The following is a 26,184-nucleotide window of genomic DNA, read 5'->3' as shown; positions in this document are numbered from 1 at the left end:
ATTGTAACAGCGCAAACACCGGTTGGGTTCGCGTCAACGCAGGATCGGCGGTAAACTCGGGAGAAAATGACAATGAACCAGAACCGACACCTGATGCAACCGGATTCCAGCCCAGCGTTTATCGACTTCGAGGCCTCCAGCCTTGACCTGATCGCCAGTTACCCGATCGAGGTTGGCCTGTGCCTGCCTGACGGCGCCCTGCACAGCTGGCTGATCCGCCCCAACAGGCAATGGCAGGACTGGTCCGACAGTGCCGAGGCCATTCACGGTATCTCCCGCAGCCGGCTGGAGCAGGAAGGCCGGCCGGTAGCCGAGGTTGTCGAACAGCTGAACGGGTTGCTGTCAGGGCAGGTGTTCTGTGATGCCTGGACCTTCGACAGCTTCTGGCTGCATCGCCTGTACCGGGCCGCCGGGGAAACACCGGCCTTCCAGCTGGAGTCTATCTCCATGCTGCTCGACCAGACCCAGGTCCGGCACTGGTCCGGCGCGCGCCAGCAGGTGATTGCCGAACTGGGCCTGCCGGTTCACCGGGCCGCCAACGACGCCCTGATCCTGCACCACACCTGGCAAAAACTTACTTCCCGGGGCGAAGCCTCAGTGCAATAACTTCCAGGCCATCCCGGGCTGTATGCAGGGTCCAGTAAGTGGCCAGGGCCATCAGGCTGGCGCCCACAACGGTGAAGCTCAGGTTGTCTCCCACAGACTGCCCCTGGGCGATCACCAGGTAAACGGCAACGGCGGCGAGCAGTGCGATTTCAACGATAAAATCAGAACGGAACTTGTTGCGGGCGGGGGCAGGGTCTTCGGGCATTTTCTTCGGTTTCAACCTCTGTATTCGGTTTAGGTGTACCACTTGATTGGTGTGCAAATTATCGCCAATCCGGCCGGAATTGGCTGTAGGGACTAGTGGCTACGAAGTTTCCGAAGGCGAAAAAAAACGCAGCCCATGGGGGCTGCGTAGAAAGGAGAGATCCATCCGATACCTGATACGGAGGCATCGAGGATTGCACAACGTAAAAACACGTGACGGAACAAATTATGGCCCCGAGAGCCCACGGCGTCTGTACGGGTTTGCCGAATGGCGGAGGCTATTGCAAACCGGCCAATTGCCGATACACTGATACCGAACCGAAATCACAGAGCCGATAGGTCCAGAATGATTACCAAGTACACCGTTATTACCACCGCCGGTTGCCAAGCAGGGCAATCCGTGCGCGCCATGGTGAAAGACATCTAACGGCTTTCGGTCAGTCCCGGGAGCCATTGCAGCGACCGGGGCAGCTTCTCTGCCAGACCCCGGTTGCCTCAGGCCCCGGGGTTTTCTGTTTTTGCAGCCGCAAAACGACAAGGAGAAGATCATGAGAAGACATCCGACTACACGGGCAGCCAACCAGCCAATGACCAACCGGCAGGCACCGATCAAACGTCCGGAAAAGCTGCCGCTGCTGGATGCGATTTGCAAGAAACTGAATCAGCGCGTCAACCTGGATGACGAGCAGCGGGTGCTGGGTCTGTACGAGCGTGGCTGGATTTTCAAGGGCGTGCTGAGCAACCTGGACGGCGCCGAGGCCCGCTATGTGCGTGCACTGGCCACCCGTTACAACTCCTGGATTGCCCGCCAGGTGGCCTGAGCCAACGCAGGCTGGACCGGTCAGTGGTGCCGGTTCAGCCCCTGCATCTGCGCCATGTCGCCACCGTGGACCATGGCGTAGTTACTCACCACATCGTGAATTTTTTCCTGGGAATAGGGCTTGACCACGTAGCCGTTGGCGCCGGCACTGATTGCCCGCTGGATACTCTCAATCGAATCATCCGCCGTTACCAGCACGATGTGCTGCTCCTTGCGAACCTCCTTGAAGCGGGTCATCAACTCGTGGCCGTTGCCGTCCGGCAGCCCCAGGTCCAGCAGAATGATCTGGTATTCACTGGCGTCGAACGCTGCCCTGGCCGAAGCCGCATCACTGCATTCCGTCACCAGCGTTGCGCCCGCCTTGTACAGCAGCTGTACCAGCCGCTCGCGCATGACCGGCTCGTCTTCAACCACCAGTACTCTCAGATCCGTCATCCATTCTCTCCTGTTGTGTCCCGTTACTCAGAATGAGTCATTGCCGGTTTTGCGCGGCAGCTCCAGCGGTGCCGGGCCCGGCCGGCCCTGTTCCCGCTCGCCGGCTGGCCGGCTGTCGGCACCCTCGCCGGCTCCGGCCCCTTCCCGCACCAGTATATTGCTGATGCTGACCGCCGTTGTGTACAACGAAATGGCCACAATCAGCAGCACCGGCTGCACAAAGGCCACAAACCCCGGGACTTCGGTATTGCCCACGATACTCAACATCAGAATGATGGACGGCCCCAGCACCACAAACAAGGTCAGGGCAATGAAAAAGACAATGCGCTCCTTGTACCGGCCCAGATCGCGGTTGGTCACCAGCCCCAGCACAAACTTGCCGATGGCCAGGCCTGCCATGATGGTCGCGGCAATGCTCAGGTCCGCCCGCATCAGGGTTTCATAGACATTGCCATTCCACAGCCGCTGCATGGCAATGACAAGAAACGGAAACAGCACAAACAGCACGTCTGCGTAGGTGCCGTACATCATGCTCAGTGAATTGTGTTCCTGGGGGCGATTCTGGTCACTCATGGGTCTGTTCCTGTCGGGTACCGGTGGTTGAAACCAGTGCCTTCAGAGCCTGGTCAATCATATGGTTCAGTTGTTCCAGCCGTTGTGCGATTTCCGGCCAGTCGTATTCACTCTGTCGCAGGCACTGCTCCAGCCTGCCCGCCTGTTCCGTCATCATCGGGTAGCCCATGGCACCGGCCGTACCCTTGATCTGGTGGCTCTCGGTGCGCAGCACGTCAACATTCCGGTCACCCAGGGCCAGCTTCATACGGCGCTGGCGCTCCGCAAGGCCTGACAGGAAGCGGGAAACAAGGTGCGCCAGGTCATCATCAAGGCCTGAGCTGTCCACGGTCTGCGCTCCCAGATAGCGATCCAGCAGGGCCTGCAGGTGGCTCTGGTCGATGGGCTTGTTGAGCACGCCATCACAGCCGGCTGCCAGCAGGGCTTCGTTCTCGGCCTGGTCACCTGCGGTGAAGGCTATCAGGGGCCGGCGGAATCCGGCCTGGCGAAGCAGGCGGGTAGCTTCCACGCCGTCCATTCCCGGCATGTGGCGATCCATCAACACCAGGTGCACGGTATCCGACAGTGCGCGGCGCACGGCTTCATCCCCCGAGGCCACCAGAACCGGGTCCAGGCCCAGGCGCCGGAGCATGCGCTCCACCAGCCGGCGGTTGTCCTCGTTGTCTTCGGCCACCAGAACCCGGCCGGAATAGCTCCTGTCCGTAGCAGTAACCGGCTCCGGGCAGTGGGTCAGGTAGCGGGCCAGCATCTCGTAGAACCGCTGCTTGTCGATCGGCTTGGCCAGGTGCTCGTTACAGCCGGCCATCCGATATTCCGCAATATCCTCGGCCATAACATTAGCCGTAAGGGCAATAATGGGCGTATTGATACCTGCTTCACGAATCGCCTGGGTGGCATCCCGGCCGTTCATGACCGGCATTTGGATATCCATCAGGATCAGGTCGAAGTCTTCGCGCCTTACCCGTTCCAGGGCTTCGGCACCGTTAGCCACATGCACCAGCTCGGCGCCGGTACGGGCCACCAGCAGGGATACCAGCCGCCGGTTCACTTCGTTGTCTTCGGCACACAGGATCCGGCCCGACAACCTCGGTGCCAGCACCATGGCAATGGCCCGTCGGCGCTGGCTGAATTCCGAGGCATCCCGCAGGAAGTGCACCTGCTGCAGGCTGCCGGTGCTGATGGAAACCTCGAATTCGCTGCCCTCGCCGTAGGTACTGGTTACCCGGATATCCCCTCCCAGCAGCTCCGCCAGCCGGCGGGAAATACTCAGCCCCAGCCCGGTGCCACCATACTGGCGGGAAATAGCCGTGCTGCCCTGGGCGAACGGATCAAACAACCGCTCCAGCTGCTCCGGCTTCATGCCAATACCGGTATCGACCACCCGGGCAATCAGGGTTTCGGCCTCGCGATCACAGCGGATGACCAGGGAGATCGAGCCGCTTTCCGTGAATTTCAGCGCATTTGCACACAGATTGATGATGATTTGCCGGTATCGGGTGGGGTCCGTGCAGATCTGCTCTGGCAGCGGATACTCGCAGACAATGCGAAAATCCAGGCCTTTCTCCCGGGCCCGCGGCTCGAAGAACGCGCGGACTTCATCCAGCAACTCCGGCAGGTTCACCGGCACCACATCCACGTCCAGCTTGTTGGCGTCGATCTTGGAGTGGTCCAGGATATCGTTCACCAGCTCCAGCAGGTGCCGGCCACTGCGTACCACGGTTTCAGCGCTGCTGCGCTTTTCCCGGTCGTCCAGGTCCGGGTCCAGCAGGGTTTCGCCGTAACCGATGATCGCCGCCAGCGGCGTCCGGATTTCATGGCTCATGTTGGCCAGGAACTGGCTCTTGGCCTTGGCGGAGTTGCGGGCCAGCTCTTTCTCCAGCCGTTCCTGTTCCCGTTCACGTTCGATCTGCTGGCGCTGGTGGCTTTCGGTGGCATCGATGCAGGTGCCTTCCAGGTGCACCGGCATGCCCTCGGCATCGTAGGCGGTGTGCAAGGAGATGGTCGCCCAGCGCTCCTCGCCCTCACGGGTAAAATACCGGGCTTCGATGCCTTTAACCGTGCCCCGTGCTTCCAGCTGCTCCACCACCAGCCGCCGCAGGCGCTCATCGGCTATGCAGGTTTCCAGCACGTCCGGATTTTCATCCAGCAGTTCACGGCTGCTGTTGTAACCCAGAAGCTCTGCCATGGCCGGGTTGGCGGTCACAAATTTCCGCTCCGGTGACATCTGGAACACGCCTTCGATGGCGTTGTTGAACAGCGACTGGTAACGCCCCAGGTTGGCCAGGGCCCGGCGGTTCCAGGCCATGGCTTCACCCTGCACCTGCTTGATGCGGTCGGCCAGAGCAAAGGAGAACAGGATGATCTGGGCAGTCAGCCCGAACTGCGGGGCGTAGGTGGTAAAGGTATTCAGCGGCAGGTAGCCCATCACCGTCAGGGCATAGATACCAAAGCCGATCAGCGCCATGGTCCAGGCGTAGAAATAGGCCCGGGCGGCCGGGTTGTAGTAACGCCAGGACAGGTAACTGACCACAATCAGGATGATACTGAGCAGGATCGAATCCAGCACGATCCATTCCATCGCCACCGAATAGGGCATGAAGATGGACAGGCCAAAGGTGAGCACCACCGAATACAGGCACAGCCGCAGCACCTGGTCCAGGTCTGGCGAGCGCTCACGGGTTTCCAGCAGGGAGCGGGCCATCAGCAGGCCAAAGAACCAGGTCAGGATGATCTGGTAGTGCAGGTAATCCTTGTTCAGCAAGGCCGGCCGTTCATCCAGCAGCTGAACGCCGTGGACCTGCTCGGTAGAAATAAACACCGCCGCACCCACCAGGTAGAGCACATAGTAGATGTTGCTGCGTTCGCGCACCGACACCGCCACAAACAGGTTGTAGGCCAGGATCGCCAGGATGGCACCCAGCAGCACCCCGCGCACCGCTTCATCGATGGAAACTTTCTCGATATATTCGTTCGGGTGCCAGAGGGTGATGGGCAGGCGGAAGGTGTTGGTATTGGTGATGCGCAGGAACACCCGCGTGCGGCTGTCAGGAGGCAGCTTCAGCCGGAAAGTGGGGTTGGGCACGGCCAGGTCGCGGTCTTCCCAGTTGTCCTGGTAGCCCGCCTGGCGCTGGTCTACCAGCATGCCATCCCGCTCAAGAAACAACTCGACGCTGTCCACCAGCGGTAGCGCCAGCTCCAGTATCCAGTCGGTCTCGCCCTGCAGGGCATGGGTACTCAGGTCAAAGCGGGTCCAGTAGGCAGATTCGGTGTAGCCGAAGTTGAGCACGCCGGATTCATGCTGGGTGAAGGCTTCGGCCTCAAGATATCTGAGCTGATCAATCGACAGGCTCTGGTCCGGATCTTCCAGGTACCGCAAGCATCCGCCCAGGTCACGGATGGCACCGGTGTTCCGGTCAAGCCGGACTTCGCCACTGCGGCAGGCATCCTGGGCCATGGCCGGGGCCGGCAGAATCAGGGCTGCCAGTACAAGAAACAGGACCAGCACCGGAATCCCGGCCTGGGCGAACCGTTGCTGCAAAATGTGATCTCCGCGCGGGTAGCTGCGTGCTTTATCGTTTATTGTCAGCACAGCTCACTTTAGCCGTTCACAACGAATTTCGCACCCCGGGGCCTTCTGAAATGAGACATTCCTGCCTTTTTGTTGCCATATCACTGGCGTTGCTGACCCTGAGTGGGTGCCGTGTGGAGAGCGGTGGGGATTCCACTTCTACGCTCAATCCCGCCACAAATGTAGATCTTCGGTTTTCCACGTTCACCCTGCTCGAACAAACCGATACCGTCCTTTTTGCCGATCTGATCCAGGCTGTAGAACCAGATCCCAACACCCAAAGCACTTTTGATGCAGCGGCGGTAGCAGACAGCATCAGGAATCAGATCGCTTTGTTTGCTGGCCTTACTTACTCCGATGAGCAGCCACCACAAATTGAATCCGCAAGGAATCCTTTAGACATCATAAGGCGTGTCATCGGTGAAAATGCCGTCGAAAACTTTAACGAAGGCCGACAATACATTGTACGAAGGATCAAACAAGGTGAGGCCGGTGAATACAGCAACAGAACAAACCAGGTTCAGATCCGTTTTATCGATGAGTCCGCCCTTAAAGACGGCCAGCCCGAGAACGACTATAACTGGCAGTACCCAATCGTAAAGTGGGTGTATACACCAGAATCTTCCAATCTAGTAACCCGCGTGCTCACATGGGCGTCGTCCGGCTCTTTCCCGCCCGGCTCAACGCGACCCAGTGCCACACTTGCCACCCAATTCCTGCCCGAAGCATTTTCCAGCTCAGGCTATAACGATGGTGCCAGAGTCATTACCGAAGGTAGTGTCGTCATTGAGAATGAGCGGGAAATGGCATTTGCGCGGAGTTATTCCGGTTCGAATACCGACAGCCTGATCATTGATGGAACTGCAATCGGTACCTCAGAAAACACTGAGGGCGGCCCGGAATTCACATTTGCGGGACAGATCGTAGATTGCGTAAAGATTGAGATGGACTACGAGTTGCCAAAAGTCCGTGTTTACACCTCAATAGACCAAACCCCGAGCACAGATGCCTACTGCTCGGAAAAAACCGAACCAGAGTACGAATATGCAACGAAGGAGTCTGGCCTGAGACCCTGAGGGCTACAAATCCCAGTTCTGCAAAAACCCCTTCTTGCGGCTGATCATGCGCTCATAGGTAGAAATCATCAGGGCAGCGTGGGGGGCCTTGGTCATGCGCAGGGTTTCGATACGGCGTTCAAGCCGCTCTACTTCGTTGCACAGCTGTTGCTGGACCTGGGAGCGCATGCTCTCGTGATAGTCCAGTTGCACACGGCGGGGTTCGAGCGGGGATAGCCTTGATTTTGGCATAGGGGTCTCATCCATTGAGTCTTTGGTAACTTCCACATCCTGAAAGTCTTGCGTGAAAAAGTGTGCCGGACTGTCCGACAAAGTTCAATTAAAATGAACAAGCTTTCACTTTTTTTAACACTCCGTTAACCCCGGTGCCCCGGCTCATGCTGCCACCAGCCTGCGGCGATGCTCCGGTAATAACGGAAACTGCTTGCACACAGTATAGACAAACTTCCCCAGCGCGGGTAAATGATGGCCGACTATCGGAAAGCCGGTATTGAGCAGGCTGACCGAAATATCCCGGGCCGGGTCCGCCCAGCAGAACTTGTTGATCAAGCCCACGTGGCCAAAGGCATAGCGGCTTTGCGGCCCCCAGAGCCCCACCGGATTGCCGCCCAGCATCATGCCGGCACTGAAGCGCATGGGCAACATCATGGTACGGTCCACCTGGAGGGATCCGAACTGCTGGATCGCACGCCGGATGGTGAGTTCGCTGCAGATCCGCTGGCCATTCCAGGTGCCGCCATTCAGCATCATCTGAAAGAACCGGCTCATCTCCTCAGCGGTGCCACACAGGTTACCGGCGGGAATCACCGCTTCCTGGAAACGGGGATCATTGGTCACTCGCTCAACGGTACCGATGTCGCCGCCCAGCGCCCGGTTAACAATCCAGGACACCGGAAACCTCGGGGTAGGCCCGGTGGCGTAGTTACTGGCCAGGTCCGGAAGGTGTTCCGCACCAATACCGTAGGTGAACCACTTCATGCCCATGGGCCCACGCAGGTACTTGTCCAGGTAGGCATCGATGCTGTCGCCGGTCACCTTCTCCAGCACCCGCTGCAACACAAAGCCGCCGGTGATGGCGTGGTAAGCCACCTTGGCGCCGTCTACTTCCACCGGCCGGGCGTTACACAGCAATCGCCAGATTTCGTCTTTATCCCACAACACATCAATGGGAGTTTCCCGGGGAATGGCCGGAATGCCGCCCCGGTGGGACAGGATCTGGTGCACGGTTATGGTGCGCTTACCACTGCTGGCAAATTCCGGGCAGTAGTAGGACACCGGGTCCATCAGGTTCACCAGCCCCTGCTCGGCCAGCATATGCATCAGCAAGGCAGTCACTGCCTTGGAGGCAGAGAAAAAGCAGATGGGGGTTTCGGTAGTCATCGGCACCCGGGGCACCGAGCGGGGATCGTGGGGCCCGTTACCCCGGCTATGACCGATGGCGCGATGCAACACCTGTTCACCCCGATAACGCAAAGACAGCTGGATACCGGGATGAACCCCGGTCCGGTACAGGGCTTCCACGCTGCGCCACACGGCTTCCGGAACCTCGGGGGCCAGGTCGACCCGTTCCGGGTGCTCCGAGGCAGTGTCCCGGAAGGTGACCGAGTGCAGGTCCCGGGGAATGGCGCTGAGGTTCAGGGCGCGGCGAGCCAGTGAATGCATATTGTTGCCTTTGTTTTATATCTGAATGGTTTCACTATAGATCAAAGCACATCATCCGGCAGCAACCGGGGTGCAGTTACCGGCGCCCCGTGGTTTAATTCCGGCAAACCGTGATTGCAACAGGAGTCTGCATGACCCCCGGAATTCTCGCCGCCCAACGCGCCAAGGTGGCTTTTACCGTGCATGAGTACGAGCATGACCCGGCCGCCGAAAGCTACGGCAACGAGGCCGTGGAAAAAACCGGCGCCAATCCGGACCAGGTGTTCAAAACCCTGGTTGTCTCGCTGGATGGCAAAGACCTCGCCGTCGCCGTGGTGCCGGTATCCGCCATGCTCAGCCTGAAGCTGATTGCCCGGGCCGCCGGGGCCAAGAAGGCCGCCATGGCCGACAAACAGCTGGTGCAGCGCACTACCGGCTATGTTCTGGGTGGCGTCAGCCCGCTGGGGCAGAAGAAGCGCCTGAAGACGTTTATCGACGACTCGGCCCGCAACTTCGCAACCCTGTTTGTCAGCGCCGGAAAACGGGGACTGGAGATCGAGCTGGCTCCGGAAGACCTGTCCAGGCTCACCGGGGCCACCTTCGCGCCCCTGCAACAGGACTGATCCGGTGAATCACGCCAACGACCTTATCCTGATTGGCGCCACCCTGTTATTGGCCCTGGCGGCCCATGCGGTCGGCCAGAAAGTACATGTGCCCCGGGTCACCCTGTTGCTGTTGCTGGGCGCCCTGGCAGGGCCGGACCTTCTGGACCTGCTGCCGGCCGATGCCAGCCAGAGCTTTCACCTGATTACCCAGCTGACCCTGGCTATGGTGGGCTTTCTGCTGGGCGAGCGGATGTCTGCAAAGGACCTCAAGCAGGGCAAGGAGGCTCTGATTGTCAGCCTGGTGGTCACCTTTGTGACCGCTGCAGCCGTTACCTTCGCTACCTGGTGGGCCACCGGCAACCTGGCGGCAGCGCTTTTGCTGGGCGGCATTTCCACCGCCACGGCGCCGGCCGCCACGCTGGATGTACTGCGGGAATCCGGCGCCAACGGCCCGCTGACCCGGCTGGTGTTCCAGGTGGTGGCCATCGACGACGCCTGGGGCGCCATCCTGTTCAGTATCCTGCTGGTCAGCGCCGGACTGCTGATTGGCAACGGCGATACCCATGGCCCTACGGCCATGTTGCACGGGGTGATGGAGGTCGGAGGCTCGGTACTGCTGGGTATTGTGCTGGGCCTGCCCATGGCGTGGCTGACCGGCCGGCTGCGGCCCGGTGAGCCCATGCTGCTGGAATCCGCCGGCTTTGTGTTTGTAGCCGCGGGGCTGGCCGGCTGGCTCGGCTTGTCTTACCTGCTCACCTGCATGACCCTGGGCGTGGTCGTGGCCAACCTCGCCCGGCACCACGTGCGGCCATTCCGTTCAATCGACGGTATTTCCGAACCCTTCCTGGCACTGTTCTTCTTTATGGCGGGCTACCAGCTGGACTGGCTGGCACTGCCAACACTGGGCGCACTGGGAGTGGCCTACGTGCTGGCCCGGGTGGCAGGGCGCTTTGCCGGTGGCTATCTGGGCAGCGTGCTGGCCGGCTCGGCGCCCGATACCCGTAGCCGCATCGGGGCCTGCCTGATGCCCCAGGCAGGCGTAGCCCTGGGCCTGGCGCTGGTAGCCACCGAACGGCTACCGGAACTGGGTTACATCCTGCCACTGGTCATCGGCGCGACGGTGGTATTCGAGATCATTGGCCCGCCACTGACGCTGATCCAGCTGCGCAAGGCGGGTGAGACCGGCAAGGGCTACCAGGAAGACCCTGATGAGGACGACTAGACAACAAAAAAACCGGAGAGCCAATGGCTGTCCGGTTTTTTTGATCAGGGCCGGGAAACATCCCGGCCTGACACTGAGCCTCAGCTCACAGATGCCTGGGCGTCGACCAGGATCTTGGTCAGCGTTGCGCTGGGCTGCATAACGGCAGACACTTTCTCCGCCGGCGCGTGGTAGTAACCACCGATATCCGCCGGATTGCCCTGTACCACCGTCATTTCTTCCAGGATCTTGTCCTTGTTCTCTTCCAGCTGTGCTGACAGCTTGGCAAAGAACTCTTTCAGTTCCTTGTCCTCATCCTGCTTGGACAGCTCTTCCGCCCAGTAACGGGCCAGGTGGAAGTGGGAACCCCGGTTGTCCAGCTCGCCGGTCACACGGGACGGAGACTGGTTGTTCTCCAGCAGCTTTTCGGTAGCCTTGTCCAGGGTCTGGCCCAGCAGGCGGGCGCGCTGGTTGTTCTGCTTCTCGCCCAGCTCGTCCAGGGACACTGCGGTGGCCAGGAATTCACCCAGGGAATCCCAACGCAGGTGGTTTTCCTGGATCAGCTGCTGTACGTGCTTGGGTGCGGAACCGCCAGCACCGGTCTCGTACAGACCACCGCCGTTCAGCAGCGGCACGATGGACAGCATCTTGGCGCTGGTGCCCAGCTCCAGGATCGGGAACAGGTCGGTCAGGTAGTCACGCAGCACGTTGCCGGTTACGGAAATGGTATCCAGGCCACGGATCAGGCGCTCCATGGTCCAGCGGATAGCACGAACCGGAGACATGATGTGGATTTCCAGGCCTTCGGTGTCCAGCTCGGCCAGGTACTTCTCGACCTTCTTGATCAGCTGGGCATCGTGGGCACGCTCGTCGTCCAGCCAGAATACCGCCGGCATACCGCTGGAACGTGAACGGTTGACCGCCAGCTTGACCCAGTCGCGGATCGGCAGGTCCTTGGTCTGGCAAGCGCGCCAGATATCGCCTTGCTCAACGTTGTGCTCAGTCAGCACAGTGCCGTCTTCAGCGACAACGCGAACGATACCGTCTTCCTTGATTTCGAAGGTCTTGTCATGGGAGCCGTACTCTTCCGCCTTCTGGGCCATCAGGCCGACGTTCGGCACAGTACCCATGGTGGTGGGATCGAACGCGCCGTGGGTCTTACAGAAGTTGATCACTTCCTGGTAGATGGTGGCGTAGGTGGACTCAGGCATAACCGCCTTGGTGTCCTTCAGCTTGCCATCACGGGCCCACATCTTGCCGGAGTTACGGATCATTGCCGGCATGGAGGCGTCTACGATCACGTCGCTCGGTACGTGCAGGTTGGTGATACCTTTAACGGAATCGACCATGGCGATTTCCGGACGGTGCTCGTAGCAGGCGTGCAGGGCTTCCTGGATTTCTTCCTGCTTGGATTCCGGCAGTTGCTTGATCTTCTCAACCACGGAAGACAGGCCGTTGTTCGGGTTTACGCCGATTTCATTGAACAGGTCGCCGTACTTGTCGAACAGCTCCTTGAAGAACACCTTCACCGCGTGACCGAACACGATCGGGTGAGAGATTTTCATCATGGTGGCTTTCACGTGCAGGGAGAACATCACACCGGTCTTTTCGCAGTCTTCGATGGCGCCTTCGAAAAACTTCACCAGTTCCTTCTTGCTCATGAACATGCCGTCGAGCACTTCGCCTTCCAGCAGCGGCAGGTCGGATTTCAGAACGGTTTGCTCACCCTTCTTGTTCTCGAACACGATGCGGGCGTTGGTGGCCTTGTCCAGGGTTACTGACTGCTCGCTGGAGTAGAAGTCGCCACCGCGCATGTGCGCCACGTGGGTACGGGAAGCCGGGCTCCACTCACCCATGGTGTGCGGGAACTTGCGGGCAAAGGCTTTTACCGCAGCCGGTGCACGGCGGTCGGAGTTACCTTCACGCAGGACCGGGTTAACGGCGCTGCCCAGCACTTTGGAGTAACGTGCGTGGATTTCTTTCTCTTCGTCGGTTTCCGGGTTTTCTTTGTACTCGGGAACCTTGTAGCCCTGCTCGTTCAGCTCTTTGATGGCAGCACGCAGCTGGGGAATGGACGCAGAGATGTTCGGCAGCTTGATGATGTTGGCGTCCGGATCCTTGGTGTACTCACCCAATTCAGCCAGGGCATCCGGCACCCGCTGACCTTCCTCGAGGTAGTCCGGGAAGCCTGCCAGAATACGCGCCGCGAGAGAGATGTCGCTGGTTTCGAAGTCGATACCAGCCGGCTTGGCGAAGGTTTCCAGGATGGGAAGCAGTGACCGGGTCGCGAGGGCGGGTGCCTCGTCGGTCAACGTGTAGACAATCTTGGATTTGGAGTTGCTCATTTTCGTCCTCAGGCTATGGGGTGGGTTCAGGACGGTCATGGCGCATTCGGGCGTCTTGTGAACGTCCGGTTTTGCCAGTGACTGATTCGGAACTTTTGATAGACCTACTAAGATAGCATTTTTTGCGGAATTTTGATTACGATCTTAGTATAAGAACGTACGGATAATGCCTGATCTTCGGTTACAGGCTCATGAAATGGCGGGAATTTACGAAACTTTCTAACATTTGTTCGTTTTTCTGGCTTTGGAGTGATCGCGGTGGTTTCCGCAACCCTTTGCTCAGCGATGACGGCCGTCACTTTGTCAACAAAACACCCCTGATCATTCCGGTAACAAGCCGGCTGTAGCCAAACGCTCCCGAATCCGGTCCAGCGCTTCCGGGTTACCCAGGGCATCCCGGTTATCGGCTTTGTTCGAGCCGTTGATCAGTCGGGCGACTGCCAACTCGACCTTCTTGCCGCTGCGGGTGTAGGGGATGTCGGGCACTTCGACGATGTGTTTGGGTACGTGCCTTGGGCTGGCGCCTTCGCGGATTCGGGTTTTCAGGGTTTTGGCCAGGTTGTCGGTGACGGTCTGGCCTTCGGCGGGGACCACGAACAGCACCACTTCCACGTCGCCGTCGATCTGGCGGCCGACCACGAGGCTGTCTTTAACCTCGCTGATGGTTTCCACCTGGCGGTAGATTTCGGCGGTGCCGATTCTGACGCCGCCGGGGTTGAGGGTGGCGTCGGAGCGGCCGTAGATGATGGCGCCGCCGTGTTCGGTGAATTCGATGAAGTCGCCGTGGGCCCAGACGCCGGGGAAGGTGTTGAAGTAGGCGTCTTTATAGCGCTCACCGTCCGGGTCCTGCCAGAAGCTGACGGGCATGGACGGCAGCGGTTGGCGGCAGACGAGTTCGCCGCGGCCTTCGCTGACCGGTTGGCCATCGTCGCCGTAGGCCACAGCATCTACCCCCAGCAAACGGCACTGGATTTCGCCTCTACGTACCGGCAGCAGTGGGGTAGACCCCACAAAGCAGCCGCAGATGTCGGTGCCGCCGGCGATGGAGCCCAGCAACGCATTGGGGGCGCCGCCGGTGTAGATCCAGTCGTAGTCTTCCGGTAACAGCGGCGAGCCGGTGGAGAACACCACGCGCAGGGCACTCTGGTCCAGGGTTTTCGCCGGCTGCAGTTCGGCTTTGCGGCAGCCGGCGATGAAGCGGGCGCTGGTGCCGTAGTGGGTAACCCGTTCTTTGGCCACGGTTTCCCACAGGAAATTGAGGTTCGGGTAACCCGGGGAGCCATCCACGGTGATCACGGCAGCGCCGGTCATCAGGGCAGAGGCCTGCCAGTTCCACATCATCCAGCCGCAGGTGGTGAAGTACAGGAAGCGGTCGTCCGGGCCGATGTCGCCGTGGAGCATGAGTTCCTTGGCGTGATTGATCAGCAAGCCGGCGGTGCCGTGCACGATGCACTTGGGTTTACCGGTGGTGCCGGAGGAATAGAGGATGTACACCGGGTGATCCGGATCGACCGGGGTGAACGACGGCGCCTGGCCTTCGCCGGCCTTCAGGGCGTCGTCCCAGGTGGTGACCAGCTCGCCGGGAATCGGGGCTTCATCCGGCAGCTGGGCAATGCTGACCACCACCTTCAGAGAGGGCAGGCCGGCGATCAGCTCGGAGAAGTCACCTTGGCGCGCGAACACTTTGCCGCCATAGCCGTAGCCGTTGACCACAATCAGGGCTGAGGGCTCGATCTGGCCGAAGCGGTCGTTGATAGCGCCGATGCCGAAGTCCGGGGAGGCGGAGCTCCAGATCGCGCCCAGGCTGGTAGCTGCCAGCATGCCGACCAGGGCTTCGTAGCCGTTGGTGACCACGCCGGCCACTCGGTCACCTTTCTGGATACCTTTGCTGCGCAGGAAGGCTTCGAGGGCGCCGGCGTCGGCTTTCAGTTCAGCGTAGGTCTTGCGCATTACCGGGCGGGTTTCGCAGTAGGCCACCACGGCTTCTTTATGGGCATGGTCGCCATCTGCCAGCCGCAGCAGATTGGCGGCAAAGTTCAGCTTCATGCCCGGGAACCATTCCGCGCCGGGCATCTCGCGATTACCCAACACGCGCTTGGCGGGGGTGTCGCAAACCAGGCCACAGTAATCCCACACCTTCTGCCAGAAAGTATCCAGCTCGGTGATCGACCACTGATGCAGGGCGTGGTAATCGGCAAAGGGGCCAAAGCCCTGTTGCTCGAGCCAGGCCTTGAACTGGCCCATGCGGGAACCGGTGAGGGTGTCCTGGTCCGGGGTCCAGACAACCGGTGATTGTTCTGTGTTGCTCATCCGTCTCTCCAGAAAATTACTGCATATGCCAGCCGTGGCTGACCACAATCGACTGGCCGGTCAGGGCAGCGGACGGGAAGGCGGCCAGATGCACTGCCAGCTCCGATACGTCTTCCAGGGTGGTGAACTTGCCGTCCACGGTGTTCTTGAGCATGACCTTGCTGATCACTTCTTCTTCGGAAATACCCAGCTCTTTGGCCTGCTCCGGTATCTGCTTGTCCACCAGCGGGGTGCGCACAAAGCCGGGGCAGATAATGTTGCTGCGTACCCCGTGCTCGGCACCTTCTTTTGCCACCGCCCGGCACAGGCCGAGCATGCCGTGTTTGGCGGCCACGTAGGGGGCCTTCAAGGGCGACGCTTCCACCGAGTGTACCGAGCCCATATAGAGCATAGTACCCCCACCCTGGGTGTACATCTGCCGCAGTGCGGCCCGGGTCACCAGAAAGGCGCCGTCCAGGTGCACGTTCATCACCTTGCTCCAGTCGGCGTAGGCCAGCTTGTGCACCGGGTCGATGTGCTGGATACCGGCATTGGCCAGGGCGACATCGAGCCTGCCCCAGTGTTCAACGATGGTGGCCACACCCTGGTCAACCGCCTGTTCGTCGGTGACATCCATGGCAAGGGCCAGGGCCGTGCCGCCGGCCTGTTCAATGGCCGCTACGGTGTCGGCGGCGCTTTCGAGGGTCAGGTCCGCCACCGCCACCCGGGCCCCTTCGCGGGCGTAATGTTCAGCAATGGCGCGGCCAATGCCCCGGCCGGCGCCGGTAATCAGGGCAACTTGATTGTGAAGACGCATGGTCACAATCTCCTTTCACGATTGGAATTGTTATTGGAATCCGCAGGGGGGGCTGGTCAGCCCCCTCCATACACCTCGTTAGGCAGCCAGGTGGCCAGCGGCTCGAACCAGAACACCAGGGCCAGCGCCAGCAACTGCAGGGCAATAAACGGCAGCACGCCCAGGTAGATATGCCGTGTAGTGATGCCCGGCGGGCACACGCCCTTGATGTAGAACAACGAGAAGCCCACCGGCGGCGTCAGGAATGAGGTCTGCAGGCAGATGGCGAACATGATCGCGAACCACACCGGCTCCACGCCCATCTTGAACAGCACCGGCGCTACCAGCGGCAGGACGATCAGGGTAATTTCCACCCAGTCCAGGAAGAACCCGAGCAGGAAGGTGATTAACAGCACGGTCAGCAAGACCCCGGTGGTGCCAAAGGGCAGGCCGGTGATCGCGCTTTCAATGACTTCATCGCCGCCCAGCCCCCGCAACACCGACGCGAACACCGTGGCACCGATGAAGATGCCGAAGATAAACGCCGAGGTACGACTGGTCTGATACAGGGATTCTTTCAGGGTGGCCATGTCCAGACGCCTGCTGACAAAGGCCATCAGCAAAGCACCGCCGGCACCCACCGCAGAGGCTTCTGTGGTGGTAGCAATACCAAAAAAGATCGAGCCCAGTACCGCAATGATCAGCACCATGGGCGGCAGAACCGCTTTGAGCACATCCAGCCAGGCCCGGGCGTTGAGGGGCTCCCGATTTGCCGGCGCGGGTGCCAGGTCTTTTTTAATGAACGAGGCAATCAGAATGTACAGAATGTACATCGCGCCCAGCATTACACCGGGGATCAGCGCCCCCATAAACAACTTGCCCACGGATGCGTCGGAAGTGCCCAGCCGGTCCGCCATCAGCACCAGCATAATGCTGGGCGGCACCAGAATACCCAGGGTACCCACGGAACAGGCGGTACCCACGGCCAGGGATTTGTTGTAGTTGGCCTGCATCATCGGCCCGAGGGACAACATGCCCAGCAACACCACCGAGGCACCGACAATACCCGTAGATGCCGCCAGCAACACGCCCACGATCACCACGGTGATGGCATAACCGCCACGCAGCGGGCCCAGCACGCGCACCAGGCTGTGCATCAGTTTCTCGGCAATGCCGGAGCGGTCCAGCATGATGCCCATGAAAATGAACATCGGCAGCGCCACCATCAATTCGTTGGCGACAATGCCGTAGATTCTGGCATCCAGCACCCCCATGGTGCCTTGCCAGGTAAACCAGAGCGGGGAGTCGAAATACTCGACCATCACGTGTCCGACAATGGCGAACACAAGACCAATACCCGCCAGTGACCAGGCTACCGGGAATCCCAGCAGCAGGAGCACCATGAAGCTGGCGAACATGGCGATAACAAGAATCGCTTCTACACCCATGACGTCTGCCTCGTTATTCAGGGATTGGGATGGCCGGTGGACCGGCGATCGTCGTTCGGAGGGGTGACCGCCCTGGGGAAGCCAAACAACAGCGTTGTGCAGCGGGTCGCCCTGGAAAGCAGCGCCAGCATCACGAAGGCCAGGCCAAGCGGCAACATGCTCTTGAAGATAAACCGGTACGGCAGCCCACTGGGCGCCTGGGATCGTTCGTTGTAGGTCCAGGCCGTCCAGGCATAGGGCACCAGGGCATCAATCATCAGGTAGATCACCGGCAACGCCAGTACAACAGTGCCCAGCAGGTCGATCCAGGCCTGCGCCCTGGGCGAAAACTTTTCTTTCAGCACGTCTACCCGGACATGGTCATCCCGGACCACGGCGTAGCCGAGCGTCAGCATGGTGGCGATCCCGAACAGGTGCCACGACAGTTCCTCCAGAGCAATGGAGCCCTGCGACAACGCATACCGCGAAAATACGTTGATGAGCACAACAACGAGCACACCAATCCACAACCAGGAACTCAGGCGACCCACGGCCACCACCAGCATGTCCAGCCGCCAGGACAGCCCGTTGGCAGGCAATTCGATATTACCGGGGGCCGTGGATTGACTGCCCACAGACGTATTGGAATCCGTCACAATAACCTCGATTCATTCGTACGCAGGAGGGAGTTGCAGGCAGCGATCTAGCGCTGCCTGCTGCGATCATCATCCGCTGATCAGTCGTACTGGTAGAAATCCCGGGGCAGGTAGCCCTTGGAGTGCCAGATGGAGTGATGTTCCATGAAGTCTCGCTGGCTGGTCAGAACCCGCTTGAACATCGGGTCTTTGGCTGCGATCTCGTCCAGCACCTCGTTGGTGACCTTCTGCAATTCCCGCAGCACGGGCTCTGGCAGGGTCTGGGCGCTCACACCTTCTTTCTCGTAGTCGCGCAGTGCGGTTGGCTGGGCCCACTCGCTCTGGGCAAAGCCCTTGAGCGTGGCAGACTCGCACCCCATCTCCACCAGTGCGCGGGTTTGGGGTTCCAGCTTTTCCCAGGTGTCCTTGTTCACCAGCAGGTGGGAGGTGGTCAGAGTCTGGTGCCAGCCGGGCATGATGTAGTTCTTGATGATCTGGTCCAGGCCCAGCATCTTGTCGATGGCTGGCTGGGAGAACTCGGTGGCATCAATGGTCTTGCGCTCCAGAGCCTGGTAGATCTCGCCGCCAGGCACCATGGTGACAGAGGCGCCCAGCTTTTCCAGGACCTTGCCGCCAATACCGGCAAAGCGGATCTTCAGGCCGTCAAAGTCGTCCACACCTTCGATGGGCTGGGCAAACCAGCCGGCACCCTCAGGCCCGATGATCGAACAAAGCATCGGGTGAATGTTGCGCTCGGCGTAGATTTCTTCCAGCAGCTCCCGGCCATCGCCCTCGTAGTACCATGCCAGATACGCCGGTGGCTCCATGTTGAAAGGTGCACCGGAGTAGAGCGGCAGGGAAGGAATAGTGCCCTGGTCATAACCCACCCAGGTGTAACCGGCGGGGTACTTGCCGCTGCCCACGGCATCCATGATTTCAAACGGGGGAACCAGTTCGCCGGGCTCATAGTAGCGAAGCTGAATATCTCCGCCGGAAACCGCTTTGAGGTTTTCCGACAGGTGTTTGACCGGTGTGGTCAAACCGATCAGGTGCGAAGGAAAGGCGAGGGGAACCTGCCAACGAACTTTCTCGGCAGCCAGCGCGTCGCTGCTGGCCAGGCTACCGGTGATGACGGCAGCGGCGGTAATGCCATAGGCAAGGCGAGAGACATTGAACTTGATCGACATGAACTGGATCCTTCTTTTTGTTGTCATCGACCTCCCGGCACAGGGCTGGAAGGCGAGTCTGAATAGGATCAGACAACGCAGGAAAACCTGACTGACTCGATTTGGGTCCAACAATGGTGCGTCAGTTTGTTTTCAAGCGTTGTTCTGACGTCCTGCATCCGGATAACTGCACTCGTTGTGCCAAATAACACAACTGCATGATATTAAAGAGATTATGACGTCAAACGGGAATGAAAAAGAAAACAGTTGTCCGAATATCAGGACACTTCTCGCTGTAGGTCGTAGTTATATGTCCTGAATTTCGGACAACTGTCCGGATTTCAGGACATTCTGGCCAGTTTTTCGTACAGCACAGAGCGGGAAATCCCCAGCAACCTGGCCGCCCGCGTCCGGTTGCCACGGCACGCCAGCAGAGCTTCTTCGATGGCATGGGCTTCCGCCTCGGCCATCACCCGGGCCAAAGGCCGAACCCGGCGCAACGACATGCGTGGTTCGGGCCCCGCACTGGCTGCCGGCAACACCTTAAAAATCGATTCAGCATCGAGCAGGCCATCATCCTCACTCATGGTCAGGGCCCGTTCCAACAGGTTACGCAACTCCCGAATATTGCCGGGCCAGTCGTAATGGCCCAACGCGGCAATGCCCTCGTCGGTGATTTCACCGGGCAAGCCCTGGCCGTCGCAGATATCACCCAGCAGCGCTTCACACAGCACCCCCAGGTCCACCAGCCGATCTCGCAAAGGCGGTATCGAAATCTCGAGTACATTGAGCCGGTAATACAGGTCCGACCGGAAGCTGCCGTCAGCGATCATGGCGTCAAGATTGCGACTGGTGGCGGCAATAACCCGCACATCCACCGGGCTGACGGTGTTCGAACCCAGTGGCTCAATCTCCCCCTCCTGCAACGCCCGCAACAGCTTGGCCTGTAACGGCAAAGGCATATCCCCCACCTCGTCCAGAAACAGGGTGCCGCCGTTGGCGAGCTGGAACTTGCCCTCCCGGGTGCGCTTGTCTGCGCCGGTGTAGGCCCCCGGTGCCACACCGAAAAATTCGGCCTCCAACAGGTTTTCAGGCACCGCCGCCACGTTAACGCCGACAAACGGCTTGTGGGCCCTCGCGGATGCCGAGTGAATGGCCTGGGCCAGAACCTCTTTACCGGTGCCGGTTTCGCCCAGCAGCAATACCGGCACGTCACGACCCGATGCCAGCCGGGCCCGGCGCTTCACCTCAAGGGCTTGCGGGCTGGCCCCCACAAAGTCCGTCAGGTTGTAGCGGGTACCCCGGGATTTTTTGGCAAGCGCCTTGCGGGCGGCGGCCAGATCCTGATGCAGCCTGCGGAATTTGGCCACCAGAGGCGTCAGTGGCTGCAAATCGTCGTAGAGCACAAAGGCGATGGCGCCCACGATCTTGCCGTCATCGTCCTGTACCGGTATGCGTGTCACCACCAGCTGCTGGTGATTATGTTCCATGATGTCCAGCAATAGCGGCTTGCCGGAGGCGACCACCTCCGGCATTCGGGTATGGGGAATGATCCGGCGGACATCCTCGCCGATGGCAACCGACGGGGCCGGCAACTGCAGCAAATCGGCATAGCTCTGATTAATCCAGGTGATCCGGTTATCCGCATCAATGGCAATCGCGCCGGCGCTGGCCTGCTCGAACATTGGTGCCAGCGCATCGATCAACTCCCGGGTCAGTCCGGTTTTATGATTATCTGAAAACAGCTGTGTCATAGACGGCGCACCGGTACCAGGCTAGAGACGAATGAAAGGTAGCAGGCTCAACGCCAGAATAGCCGCCACTGCAATCACAGCGGCCACGAAAGTGACCGGCCGTTGGCGGAACTGGAACCAAAGGCCGGTTTCGCCCCGCGCACACCGGGCCTGATATTCCCGACGCCGGGTGGCCAGGCGCTCAGCCTGATAGCCGTCCAGCAGAGCCCGGGCCCGCCGGGCCTCGTCATCATCATGCACCCAGAAACCGCCCATGCTGATGCCCCAGCGGCTGGGTGGCGTTTCGTAATAGCGCACATCGTGCTCGTCAAACAGGGCACGAATGTCCTCGGCTTCGTCATCCGGCACATTGCGCAGGTTCATCAGGTGGTGGGGCATAGGGCTTCCCGGCTGGCTTCATGAGCGTTATTGGCTATATCCTAGCAGGAAAGCAAATCCGACCGAATTCATCAGGACACTGCATGAGCCACAACCCCCTTCGTCTGCTGCTGGATTTTGATGACCGCATCCAGCGGGACAGGGATCAAGCCCCTGCGTTTTTGCATCGCCGGGACCGGCGTTTCGCCCTGGACTGCGAGCAACAGGGCATACAGCCCGATGCCGCACACTGGCTGGCACACATGCAGCGGCTCAGTGGCCCCGGTGGCGTGCGTGCGCAGGGCCGGGCGCTGCAACAGCGCTGGCGCCGTATCAATGGCGGCTTTGCAGCAGCAGGGGCGGTGTTCGGCATAATCACCATGGCCGGCCTGTTGTTCTACGATGGCGGCCAGCGCATCAATGTCACCGTACTGCTGGCGTTTGTTCTGCTGCAATTGCTACTGGCGTTGGCCACCACCGTGCAATCCCTGGCGGGCTGGCAGCCCTGGCGCTGGCTGCAACGGCGACTGCAAAAACAACCGCCCGGCGCCACCCTCGCGCAGCTGCACCCGGTTTTGATGGCCCGGGCTGCCCACACCGGCGGCACCCTGTTTGCCATCACCGGCCTGATAACGCTGCTGGTAATGCTGGTCATTCAGGATCTGGCCTTTGGCTGGAGCACCACACTGGACACCGCCGCTCAGGGGTATCACCGGCTGATCCAAGTGGTTGCCGGACCGTGGAGCTGGCTGTGGCCTGCGGCCGAGCCCTCCCAGGAACTGATCGACGCCACCCGATTCTTCCGCGCCGACCCGGGCAGTGCCGGCACCGCGCCGGCACAATGGGGGCAGTGGTGGCCCTTTGTGGTCATGCTGTGGCTGACCTGGGTGCTAATGCCGCGCCTGCTATTACTTGCCTTCAGTCAGTGGCTGGTCCACCGCAAGGCGTTCAGCCTGCTGCAACGCCACCCGGGCATGCAGGCGCTGCTGTACCGCATGGAAACGCCGACGCTGGACACCGGCAACCAGCACAACGATGCCGACGATCTGCCCGACACCACCACCCGCGCCAAACCCGGCGAACTCCAGGACGCGCAACATCTGGTCTGCTGGGCCGGTGCCGGTGATCCGGAATTGCCGCAGCCACTGCTGGCCAGTAACAGCCAGATTTACAAAGCGGGGGGGCGGTCCTCGCTGGCCCAGGACGACCAGGTGCTGGCAACGCTTACCCAGGCGCTGTCCGGGGAAACCTCACCCGCGGTGGTACTGATCACCCGCAGTTGGGAGCCACCTACCGGTGAACTCCATGACTTTCTCGATCAGGCCCGGGAACAGTGGCCAGCCGGCACCAAAGTCATCCTTCTGCCCCTTGCCGCAGACGCCAACCGAATGCCGCCAGACCACCTGATTCAACCCTGGCTGCGATTTACCGAAAGGCTACCGGCCGGCTTTGCCTCCGTGGCCCTGATGCCTTCGTTACCGGAAAACCCCTATCAAACTGGACATCCACAATCATGAAGCCGTCTCCGGTATTTGCTGTGGTAGGCCATCCCAACAAGGGCAAATCCAGCGTTGTGGCGACCCTCTCCCAGAACGATGCCATCGCTATCGCCCTCGAACCGGGCACCACCCGCGCCCATCAGGCCTACCCATTATCCGTGGATGGTCGCACGCTCTACACCCTGGTGGACACCCCGGGTTTCCAGCGACCACGGCGGGTGCTGCAATGGCTCGAAGCCCACAGTCTATCGGCCTCCGATCATCCGGACACGGTAAGGGCCTTTGTACTCCAGCATCAGGGCGATGACCGCTATATCGACGAGTGTGAATTGCTGGCTCCGATTATCGAGGGTGCCGGCATCATCTACGTGGTGGACGGATCGGTTCCCTACAGTGCCGAGCACGAAGCCGAAATGACCATTCTGCGATGGAGCGGCCGGCCCAGCCTGGCGTTGATCAACAGCATTGGTGCCGACGACTACAGTGACACCTGGCAATCGGCACTCGGTCAGTTCTTCCAGGTTGTGCGCAAGTTCGATGCCGTTCGCGCCCCGTTCGAGCAACATCTCAGCCTGTTACGGGCCTTTGGCCAGCTCGAACCGGACTGGGAACACCCCCTGCAACAGGCCACGCAGCTGCTGTCAGAACAACGCAGCCAGCGCCGGCGCCAGGCTGCCAGCGTGATGGCCCGGGCACTGGAAGACCTGATGAGCTACCAGGAAAAACGCACACTGACGCTCGACCAGGTTGCCGGCACCAGCGATGCCACCCTGGCCGAAACCTTGAGAGACCGCTGGTATAAACGCCAACGACAACGGGAGCAGACCCTGCGCGTGGACATCGAACACCTGTACCAGCATCAACGTATCCGGCGCCAGGAAGCCGAACTGCAATGGGCCAGCCAGCACGACCTGTTTTCCGAAGACACCCGCAAACACTGGGCTGTGAGCAAGCGCTACCTGGCCACTGCCGGTTTCGGTGCCGGAGCCGTTGGTGGTGCGGGGATTGATGCCATGACACTGGGCTCCTCTCTGGGGGCAGGCGCCCTCGTCGGCGGCTTACTGGGCGCTGCCGGCAGCTACTTTTACGGCGACCGGCTGCTGTTGCCGGCGCTCAACATCCGGCCCTTGAAAGACGGACTGAAAGCCGCCACTTTCGGCCCGGTTCAAGACAGTCAGTTCGGCTATGTGGTATTGGGGAGAGCCGTCGATCACTGGTGGCATATCAACCACCGCAACCACGCCGGGCGGGATCTGCTGGAACTGGAACCGGCGGACCATCACTGGCTGGAACGGCTCGACAAAAACGCCCGCCGGGAGATCCAGAAAGCGTTCGACCGATGCCGGAAACAGGGCGCTCTAAGCCCTGCTCAAAAACAGAATTTCGCGCAGGCAATCGAGCAGGCCATGTCGGTATACGACGATTGGCGGTTGAATCGCGACTGACGGGCATGTTTATACTGTATGGCTATTCCATCACCAAATGAGGAATGCGAATGAAAATCGTACGAGTGCAAGACATCATCGGTACCGAGCGCGAAGTCAGCGCCCAGCAATGGACCAGCCGCCGCCTGCTGCTGAAAAAGGACGGTATGGGTTTCTCTTTCCATGAAACCATCATCCCGGCCGGCACCGAGCACACCTTCTGGTACAAGCACCACCTGGAAGCGGTTTACTGCGTAGCCGGTAACGGCCGCATCAAGGACCTTGCCACCGGTGAAGTGCACGAAATTACCGACGGCACCCTGTACGCCCTCGACAAGCACGACCGTCACACCCTGTACGGCGGCACCGAAGACATGCGCCTGATCTGCGCCTTCAACCCGCCGGTTACCGGCCAGGAAGTGCACGACGAAGACGGCGCCTATCTGCCGGACACCAGCGAAGACTGATTCGCACCATCGTGGCAAGCAACTCCGCCGCGACCACACCGCCACCGCCAGCCAGGCTGCTGCCGGTGGCGGTGCTGCTTTGGCTGGCCGGTGTTTACCTCCGGGTACCTATACTGGTCGCCCCACCGCTGGCACCGTTTATTGCTGACGAGCTGGCCCTGAGCCAGGCCCTCACCGGTGCCCTGACCACCCTACCCATCCTGATGCTCGCCATCGGCGCCATGCCCGGCTCCCTGGCCATCTCCCGCATCGGCCCCCGAAACACCCTGGCCACGGCCATGGTTATTATGGTGATCGGTTCCGCCGGCCGGGGCCTGGTGCCCGACACCTTCACCCTGATGCTCGCCAGCGCCGTGATGGGGCTGGGCGTTGCCATGATGCAACCGGCACTGCCGGCACTGTTACCGCGCTGGCTCGAACCCCACCACATTGCCATGGGCTCTGCCATCTACATGAACGGCATGCTGATGGGTGAATTCATCGGCGCCGGCATCACCCTGCCGGTACTCATGCCGCTATTGGACAACAGCTGGCGTGCCACCCTGCTGGTATGGTCGCTACCGGCACTGCTGGTAGCCGCCACCCTGTTCCTGCCCAAACGGGACATGGCCCGCCCGATACGCCGCGCCGCCTGGCTGCCAGACTGGAAAAACCCGCTTACCCTGCGCATTGGCCTGCTACTGGGCCTGTCCGGCTCCATGTTCTTCGGCCTCAATGCCTACATGGGCAATCTGCTGGAGCAGCAGGGCAAAATCAGCATGCTCTCCGAAGCCCTGTTCTGGTACAACATTGCCCAGGTATTCGCCTCCCTGGTCGTGCTCAAAATGGCCCGCCGCTGGGTAGGCAGCCGCACCACCATCGTCATAACCGCGGCCCTCAGCATCCTCGGCACCACCGGCACCGTGTTCCTGGAAGGCTGGTGGTTCATCGCCAGTGCCACCGTCATGAGCTTCGTCGCCGGCATCCTCCTGATCCTGCTCGTCGCCCTGCCACCGCTCCTGGTCAGCTCCGCCGAAACCGGCCGCCTCTCCGCAGGCACCTTCCTGGTGGGCTACACCATGGGCTTCTGCGTGCCCATGCTCGGCGGCCTCATCGCCGACACCACCGGCGACCCCAGACACGCCATCATTACCATGATCGCCTACAGCGTGCTGGTCCTGCCCCTGGCCTTCACCCTGGACCTGGAACGAAAAAAGGACCAGCCCGAAAGCTGATCCTTTTCATGGTGCCCCTGCAATGATGGCATGAGCTAATCAGACTCCCCCGAACACGGCCGCAGGCCGTGGGGTGGGGAGG

General features: G+C 60.5%; 23 protein-coding genes. 9 read left to right on the top strand and 14 right to left on the bottom strand.

What is annotated here, in order from left to right:
* The first annotated feature begins 93 nt into the window (after positions 1–93).
* On the top strand, positions 94–606 hold the full coding sequence (locus tag H3Z84_RS12910; RefSeq protein ID WP_199457906.1) for a hypothetical protein: 513 nt from the start codon (positions 94–96) through the stop codon (positions 604–606).
* On the opposite strand, the gene H3Z84_RS12905 is transcribed toward H3Z84_RS12910, so the two are convergent.
* Positions 575–811, bottom strand: a complete 237-nt coding sequence (locus tag H3Z84_RS12905) for a hypothetical protein (protein ID WP_036220219.1) — start codon at positions 809–811, stop codon at positions 575–577. The two genes, H3Z84_RS12910 and H3Z84_RS12905, sit on opposite strands and share 32 nt — an antisense overlap.
* Positions 812–1,358: 547 nt before the next feature.
* Here H3Z84_RS12905 and H3Z84_RS12900 point away from each other — a divergent pair.
* Positions 1,359–1,631, top strand: a complete 273-nt coding sequence (locus H3Z84_RS12900; RefSeq protein ID WP_036220218.1) for a hypothetical protein — start codon at positions 1,359–1,361, stop codon at positions 1,629–1,631.
* A gap of 20 nt (positions 1,632–1,651) precedes the next feature.
* On the opposite strand, the gene H3Z84_RS12895 is transcribed toward H3Z84_RS12900, so the two are convergent.
* Genes H3Z84_RS12895 through H3Z84_RS12885 form a run of 3 tightly spaced genes read right to left on the bottom strand, consistent with a single transcriptional unit; the run spans position 1,652 to position 6,176 of the window.
* The gene (locus H3Z84_RS12895) at positions 1,652–2,065 is read right to left on the bottom strand and encodes a response regulator (protein WP_022990481.1); all 414 of its coding nucleotides are present in this window, start codon (positions 2,063–2,065) and stop codon (positions 1,652–1,654) included.
* Between the two features lie 27 nt (positions 2,066–2,092).
* Positions 2,093–2,638, bottom strand: a complete 546-nt coding sequence (locus tag H3Z84_RS12890) for a hypothetical protein (protein WP_022990480.1) — start codon at positions 2,636–2,638, stop codon at positions 2,093–2,095.
* Complete coding sequence (locus tag H3Z84_RS12885) at positions 2,631–6,176, bottom strand: response regulator (protein WP_228285847.1); 3,546 nt, start codon at positions 6,174–6,176, stop codon at positions 2,631–2,633. The genes H3Z84_RS12890 and H3Z84_RS12885 overlap by 8 nt, the downstream gene beginning before the upstream one ends.
* 26 nt (positions 6,177–6,202) lie before the next feature.
* On the opposite strand from H3Z84_RS12885, the gene H3Z84_RS12880 reads away from it, so the two are divergent.
* The gene (locus tag H3Z84_RS12880) at positions 6,203–7,282 is read left to right on the top strand and encodes a hypothetical protein (RefSeq protein WP_152521799.1); all 1,080 of its coding nucleotides are present in this window, start codon (positions 6,203–6,205) and stop codon (positions 7,280–7,282) included.
* A gap of 3 nt (positions 7,283–7,285) precedes the next feature.
* Here the strand turns inward: H3Z84_RS12880 and H3Z84_RS12875 are convergent, their stop codons facing one another.
* Together H3Z84_RS12875 and H3Z84_RS12870 are read right to left on the bottom strand one after the other, a co-directional pair.
* A complete protein-coding gene (locus H3Z84_RS12875; protein ID WP_094624546.1) occupies positions 7,286–7,513 on the bottom strand; it encodes a hypothetical protein in 228 nt (75 codons plus the stop codon).
* A 144-nt stretch (positions 7,514–7,657) separates the two neighbouring features.
* Entirely contained in the window at positions 7,658–8,944 is a 1,287-nt protein-coding gene (locus H3Z84_RS12870) for an EstA family serine hydrolase (protein ID WP_022990476.1), read from the bottom strand.
* A gap of 131 nt (positions 8,945–9,075) precedes the next feature.
* On the opposite strand from H3Z84_RS12870, the gene ybaK reads away from it, so the two are divergent.
* Entirely contained in the window at positions 9,076–9,546 is a 471-nt protein-coding gene (gene ybaK / locus H3Z84_RS12865; RefSeq protein ID WP_022990475.1) for a Cys-tRNA(Pro) deacylase, read from the top strand.
* A gap of 4 nt (positions 9,547–9,550) precedes the next feature.
* On the top strand, positions 9,551–10,750 hold the full coding sequence (locus H3Z84_RS12860; protein ID WP_022990474.1) for a cation:proton antiporter: 1,200 nt from the start codon (positions 9,551–9,553) through the stop codon (positions 10,748–10,750).
* An 80-nt stretch (positions 10,751–10,830) separates the two neighbouring features.
* On the opposite strand, the gene H3Z84_RS12855 is transcribed toward H3Z84_RS12860, so the two are convergent.
* The 8 genes from H3Z84_RS12855 to H3Z84_RS12820 all read right to left on the bottom strand — a co-directional run bounded on the left by H3Z84_RS12855 (position 10,831) and on the right by H3Z84_RS12820 (position 21,519).
* Positions 10,831–13,074 (bottom strand): NADP-dependent isocitrate dehydrogenase, encoded by a 2,244-nt coding sequence (locus H3Z84_RS12855; protein ID WP_199457728.1) that lies wholly within the window; start codon positions 13,072–13,074, stop codon positions 10,831–10,833.
* Positions 13,075–13,395: 321 nt separating this feature from the next.
* Positions 13,396–15,384 carry an acetoacetate--CoA ligase gene (locus H3Z84_RS12850; protein ID WP_199457727.1) on the bottom strand — a complete coding sequence of 663 codons (1,989 nt, stop codon included), beginning with the start codon at positions 15,382–15,384 and terminating at the stop codon, positions 13,396–13,398.
* A gap of 16 nt (positions 15,385–15,400) precedes the next feature.
* Positions 15,401–16,180, bottom strand: a complete 780-nt coding sequence (locus tag H3Z84_RS12845; RefSeq protein WP_199457726.1) for a 3-hydroxybutyrate dehydrogenase — start codon at positions 16,178–16,180, stop codon at positions 15,401–15,403.
* A gap of 56 nt (positions 16,181–16,236) precedes the next feature.
* Positions 16,237–17,607, bottom strand: a complete 1,371-nt coding sequence (locus tag H3Z84_RS12840; protein WP_199457725.1) for a TRAP transporter large permease — start codon at positions 17,605–17,607, stop codon at positions 16,237–16,239.
* A gap of 17 nt (positions 17,608–17,624) precedes the next feature.
* Positions 17,625–18,152: a TRAP transporter small permease subunit gene (locus H3Z84_RS12835; RefSeq protein WP_228285865.1), complete on the bottom strand. Its 528-nt coding sequence runs from the start codon at positions 18,150–18,152 to the stop codon at positions 17,625–17,627.
* Positions 18,153–18,322: 170 nt separating this feature from the next.
* Positions 18,323–19,408: a TRAP transporter substrate-binding protein gene (locus H3Z84_RS12830; RefSeq protein WP_199457723.1), complete on the bottom strand. Its 1,086-nt coding sequence runs from the start codon at positions 19,406–19,408 to the stop codon at positions 18,323–18,325.
* 320 nt (positions 19,409–19,728) lie between these two features.
* A complete protein-coding gene (locus H3Z84_RS12825) occupies positions 19,729–21,141 on the bottom strand; it encodes a sigma-54 interaction domain-containing protein (RefSeq protein WP_199457722.1) in 1,413 nt (470 codons plus the stop codon).
* 21 nt (positions 21,142–21,162) lie between these two features.
* Positions 21,163–21,519: a DUF6164 family protein gene (locus H3Z84_RS12820; protein ID WP_199457721.1), complete on the bottom strand. Its 357-nt coding sequence runs from the start codon at positions 21,517–21,519 to the stop codon at positions 21,163–21,165.
* A gap of 83 nt (positions 21,520–21,602) precedes the next feature.
* On the opposite strand from H3Z84_RS12820, the gene H3Z84_RS12815 reads away from it, so the two are divergent.
* From H3Z84_RS12815 to H3Z84_RS12800, 4 genes are read left to right on the top strand one after another with little or no spacing between them, the layout of a single operon-like run.
* Positions 21,603–23,015, top strand: a complete 1,413-nt coding sequence (locus H3Z84_RS12815; protein ID WP_199457720.1) for a DUF2868 domain-containing protein — start codon at positions 21,603–21,605, stop codon at positions 23,013–23,015.
* Positions 23,012–24,442 carry a GTPase/DUF3482 domain-containing protein gene (locus H3Z84_RS12810; protein ID WP_199457719.1) on the top strand — a complete coding sequence of 477 codons (1,431 nt, stop codon included), beginning with the start codon at positions 23,012–23,014 and terminating at the stop codon, positions 24,440–24,442. Before H3Z84_RS12815 ends, H3Z84_RS12810 begins: the two co-directional genes overlap by 4 nt.
* Before the next feature lie 50 nt (positions 24,443–24,492).
* Complete coding sequence (locus H3Z84_RS12805) at positions 24,493–24,888, top strand: ectoine synthase (RefSeq protein WP_022990468.1); 396 nt, start codon at positions 24,493–24,495, stop codon at positions 24,886–24,888.
* An 11-nt stretch (positions 24,889–24,899) separates the two neighbouring features.
* On the top strand, positions 24,900–26,102 hold the full coding sequence (locus H3Z84_RS12800; RefSeq protein WP_199457718.1) for a CynX/NimT family MFS transporter: 1,203 nt from the start codon (positions 24,900–24,902) through the stop codon (positions 26,100–26,102).
* The last annotated feature ends 82 nt before the right edge of the window (positions 26,103–26,184 follow it).

It is taken from the genome of Marinobacter sp. bablab_jr003 (assembly GCF_016464245.1).
Lineage (GTDB): Bacteria > Pseudomonadota > Gammaproteobacteria > Pseudomonadales > Oleiphilaceae > Marinobacter > Marinobacter vinifirmus.
The sequence above is the reverse complement of the archived record's forward strand: the minus strand, read 5'-3'. Positions and strand labels throughout refer to the sequence as shown.

What these genes read in the sequence shown, in the direction of transcription:
- H3Z84_RS12910 (WP_199457906.1), top strand. Translation starts at nt 94, where the DNA reads ATGCAACCGGATTCCAGCCCAGCGTTTATCGACTTCGAGGCCTCCAGC.
- H3Z84_RS12905 (WP_036220219.1), bottom strand. Translation starts at nt 811, where the DNA reads ATGCCCGAAGACCCTGCCCCCGCCCGCAACAAGTTCCGTTCTGATTTT.
- H3Z84_RS12900 (WP_036220218.1), top strand. Translation starts at nt 1,359, where the DNA reads ATGAGAAGACATCCGACTACACGGGCAGCCAACCAGCCAATGACCAAC.
- H3Z84_RS12895 (WP_022990481.1), bottom strand. Translation starts at nt 2,065, where the DNA reads ATGACGGATCTGAGAGTACTGGTGGTTGAAGACGAGCCGGTCATGCGC.
- H3Z84_RS12890 (WP_022990480.1), bottom strand. Translation starts at nt 2,638, where the DNA reads ATGAGTGACCAGAATCGCCCCCAGGAACACAATTCACTGAGCATGATG.
- H3Z84_RS12875 (WP_094624546.1), bottom strand. Translation starts at nt 7,513, where the DNA reads ATGCCAAAATCAAGGCTATCCCCGCTCGAACCCCGCCGTGTGCAACTG.
- H3Z84_RS12870 (WP_022990476.1), bottom strand. Translation starts at nt 8,944, where the DNA reads ATGCATTCACTGGCTCGCCGCGCCCTGAACCTCAGCGCCATTCCCCGG.
- ybaK (WP_022990475.1), top strand. Translation starts at nt 9,076, where the DNA reads ATGACCCCCGGAATTCTCGCCGCCCAACGCGCCAAGGTGGCTTTTACC.
- H3Z84_RS12855 (WP_199457728.1), bottom strand. Translation starts at nt 13,074, where the DNA reads ATGAGCAACTCCAAATCCAAGATTGTCTACACGTTGACCGACGAGGCA.
- H3Z84_RS12850 (WP_199457727.1), bottom strand. Translation starts at nt 15,384, where the DNA reads ATGAGCAACACAGAACAATCACCGGTTGTCTGGACCCCGGACCAGGAC.
- H3Z84_RS12845 (WP_199457726.1), bottom strand. Translation starts at nt 16,180, where the DNA reads ATGCGTCTTCACAATCAAGTTGCCCTGATTACCGGCGCCGGCCGGGGC.
- H3Z84_RS12840 (WP_199457725.1), bottom strand. Translation starts at nt 17,607, where the DNA reads ATGGGTGTAGAAGCGATTCTTGTTATCGCCATGTTCGCCAGCTTCATG.
- H3Z84_RS12835 (WP_228285865.1), bottom strand. Translation starts at nt 18,152, where the DNA reads ATGCTGGTGGTGGCCGTGGGTCGCCTGAGTTCCTGGTTGTGGATTGGT.
- H3Z84_RS12830 (WP_199457723.1), bottom strand. Translation starts at nt 19,408, where the DNA reads ATGTCGATCAAGTTCAATGTCTCTCGCCTTGCCTATGGCATTACCGCC.
- H3Z84_RS12825 (WP_199457722.1), bottom strand. Translation starts at nt 21,141, where the DNA reads ATGACACAGCTGTTTTCAGATAATCATAAAACCGGACTGACCCGGGAG.
- H3Z84_RS12820 (WP_199457721.1), bottom strand. Translation starts at nt 21,519, where the DNA reads ATGCCCCACCACCTGATGAACCTGCGCAATGTGCCGGATGACGAAGCC.
- H3Z84_RS12815 (WP_199457720.1), top strand. Translation starts at nt 21,603, where the DNA reads ATGAGCCACAACCCCCTTCGTCTGCTGCTGGATTTTGATGACCGCATC.
- H3Z84_RS12810 (WP_199457719.1), top strand. Translation starts at nt 23,012, where the DNA reads ATGAAGCCGTCTCCGGTATTTGCTGTGGTAGGCCATCCCAACAAGGGC.
- H3Z84_RS12805 (WP_022990468.1), top strand. Translation starts at nt 24,493, where the DNA reads ATGAAAATCGTACGAGTGCAAGACATCATCGGTACCGAGCGCGAAGTC.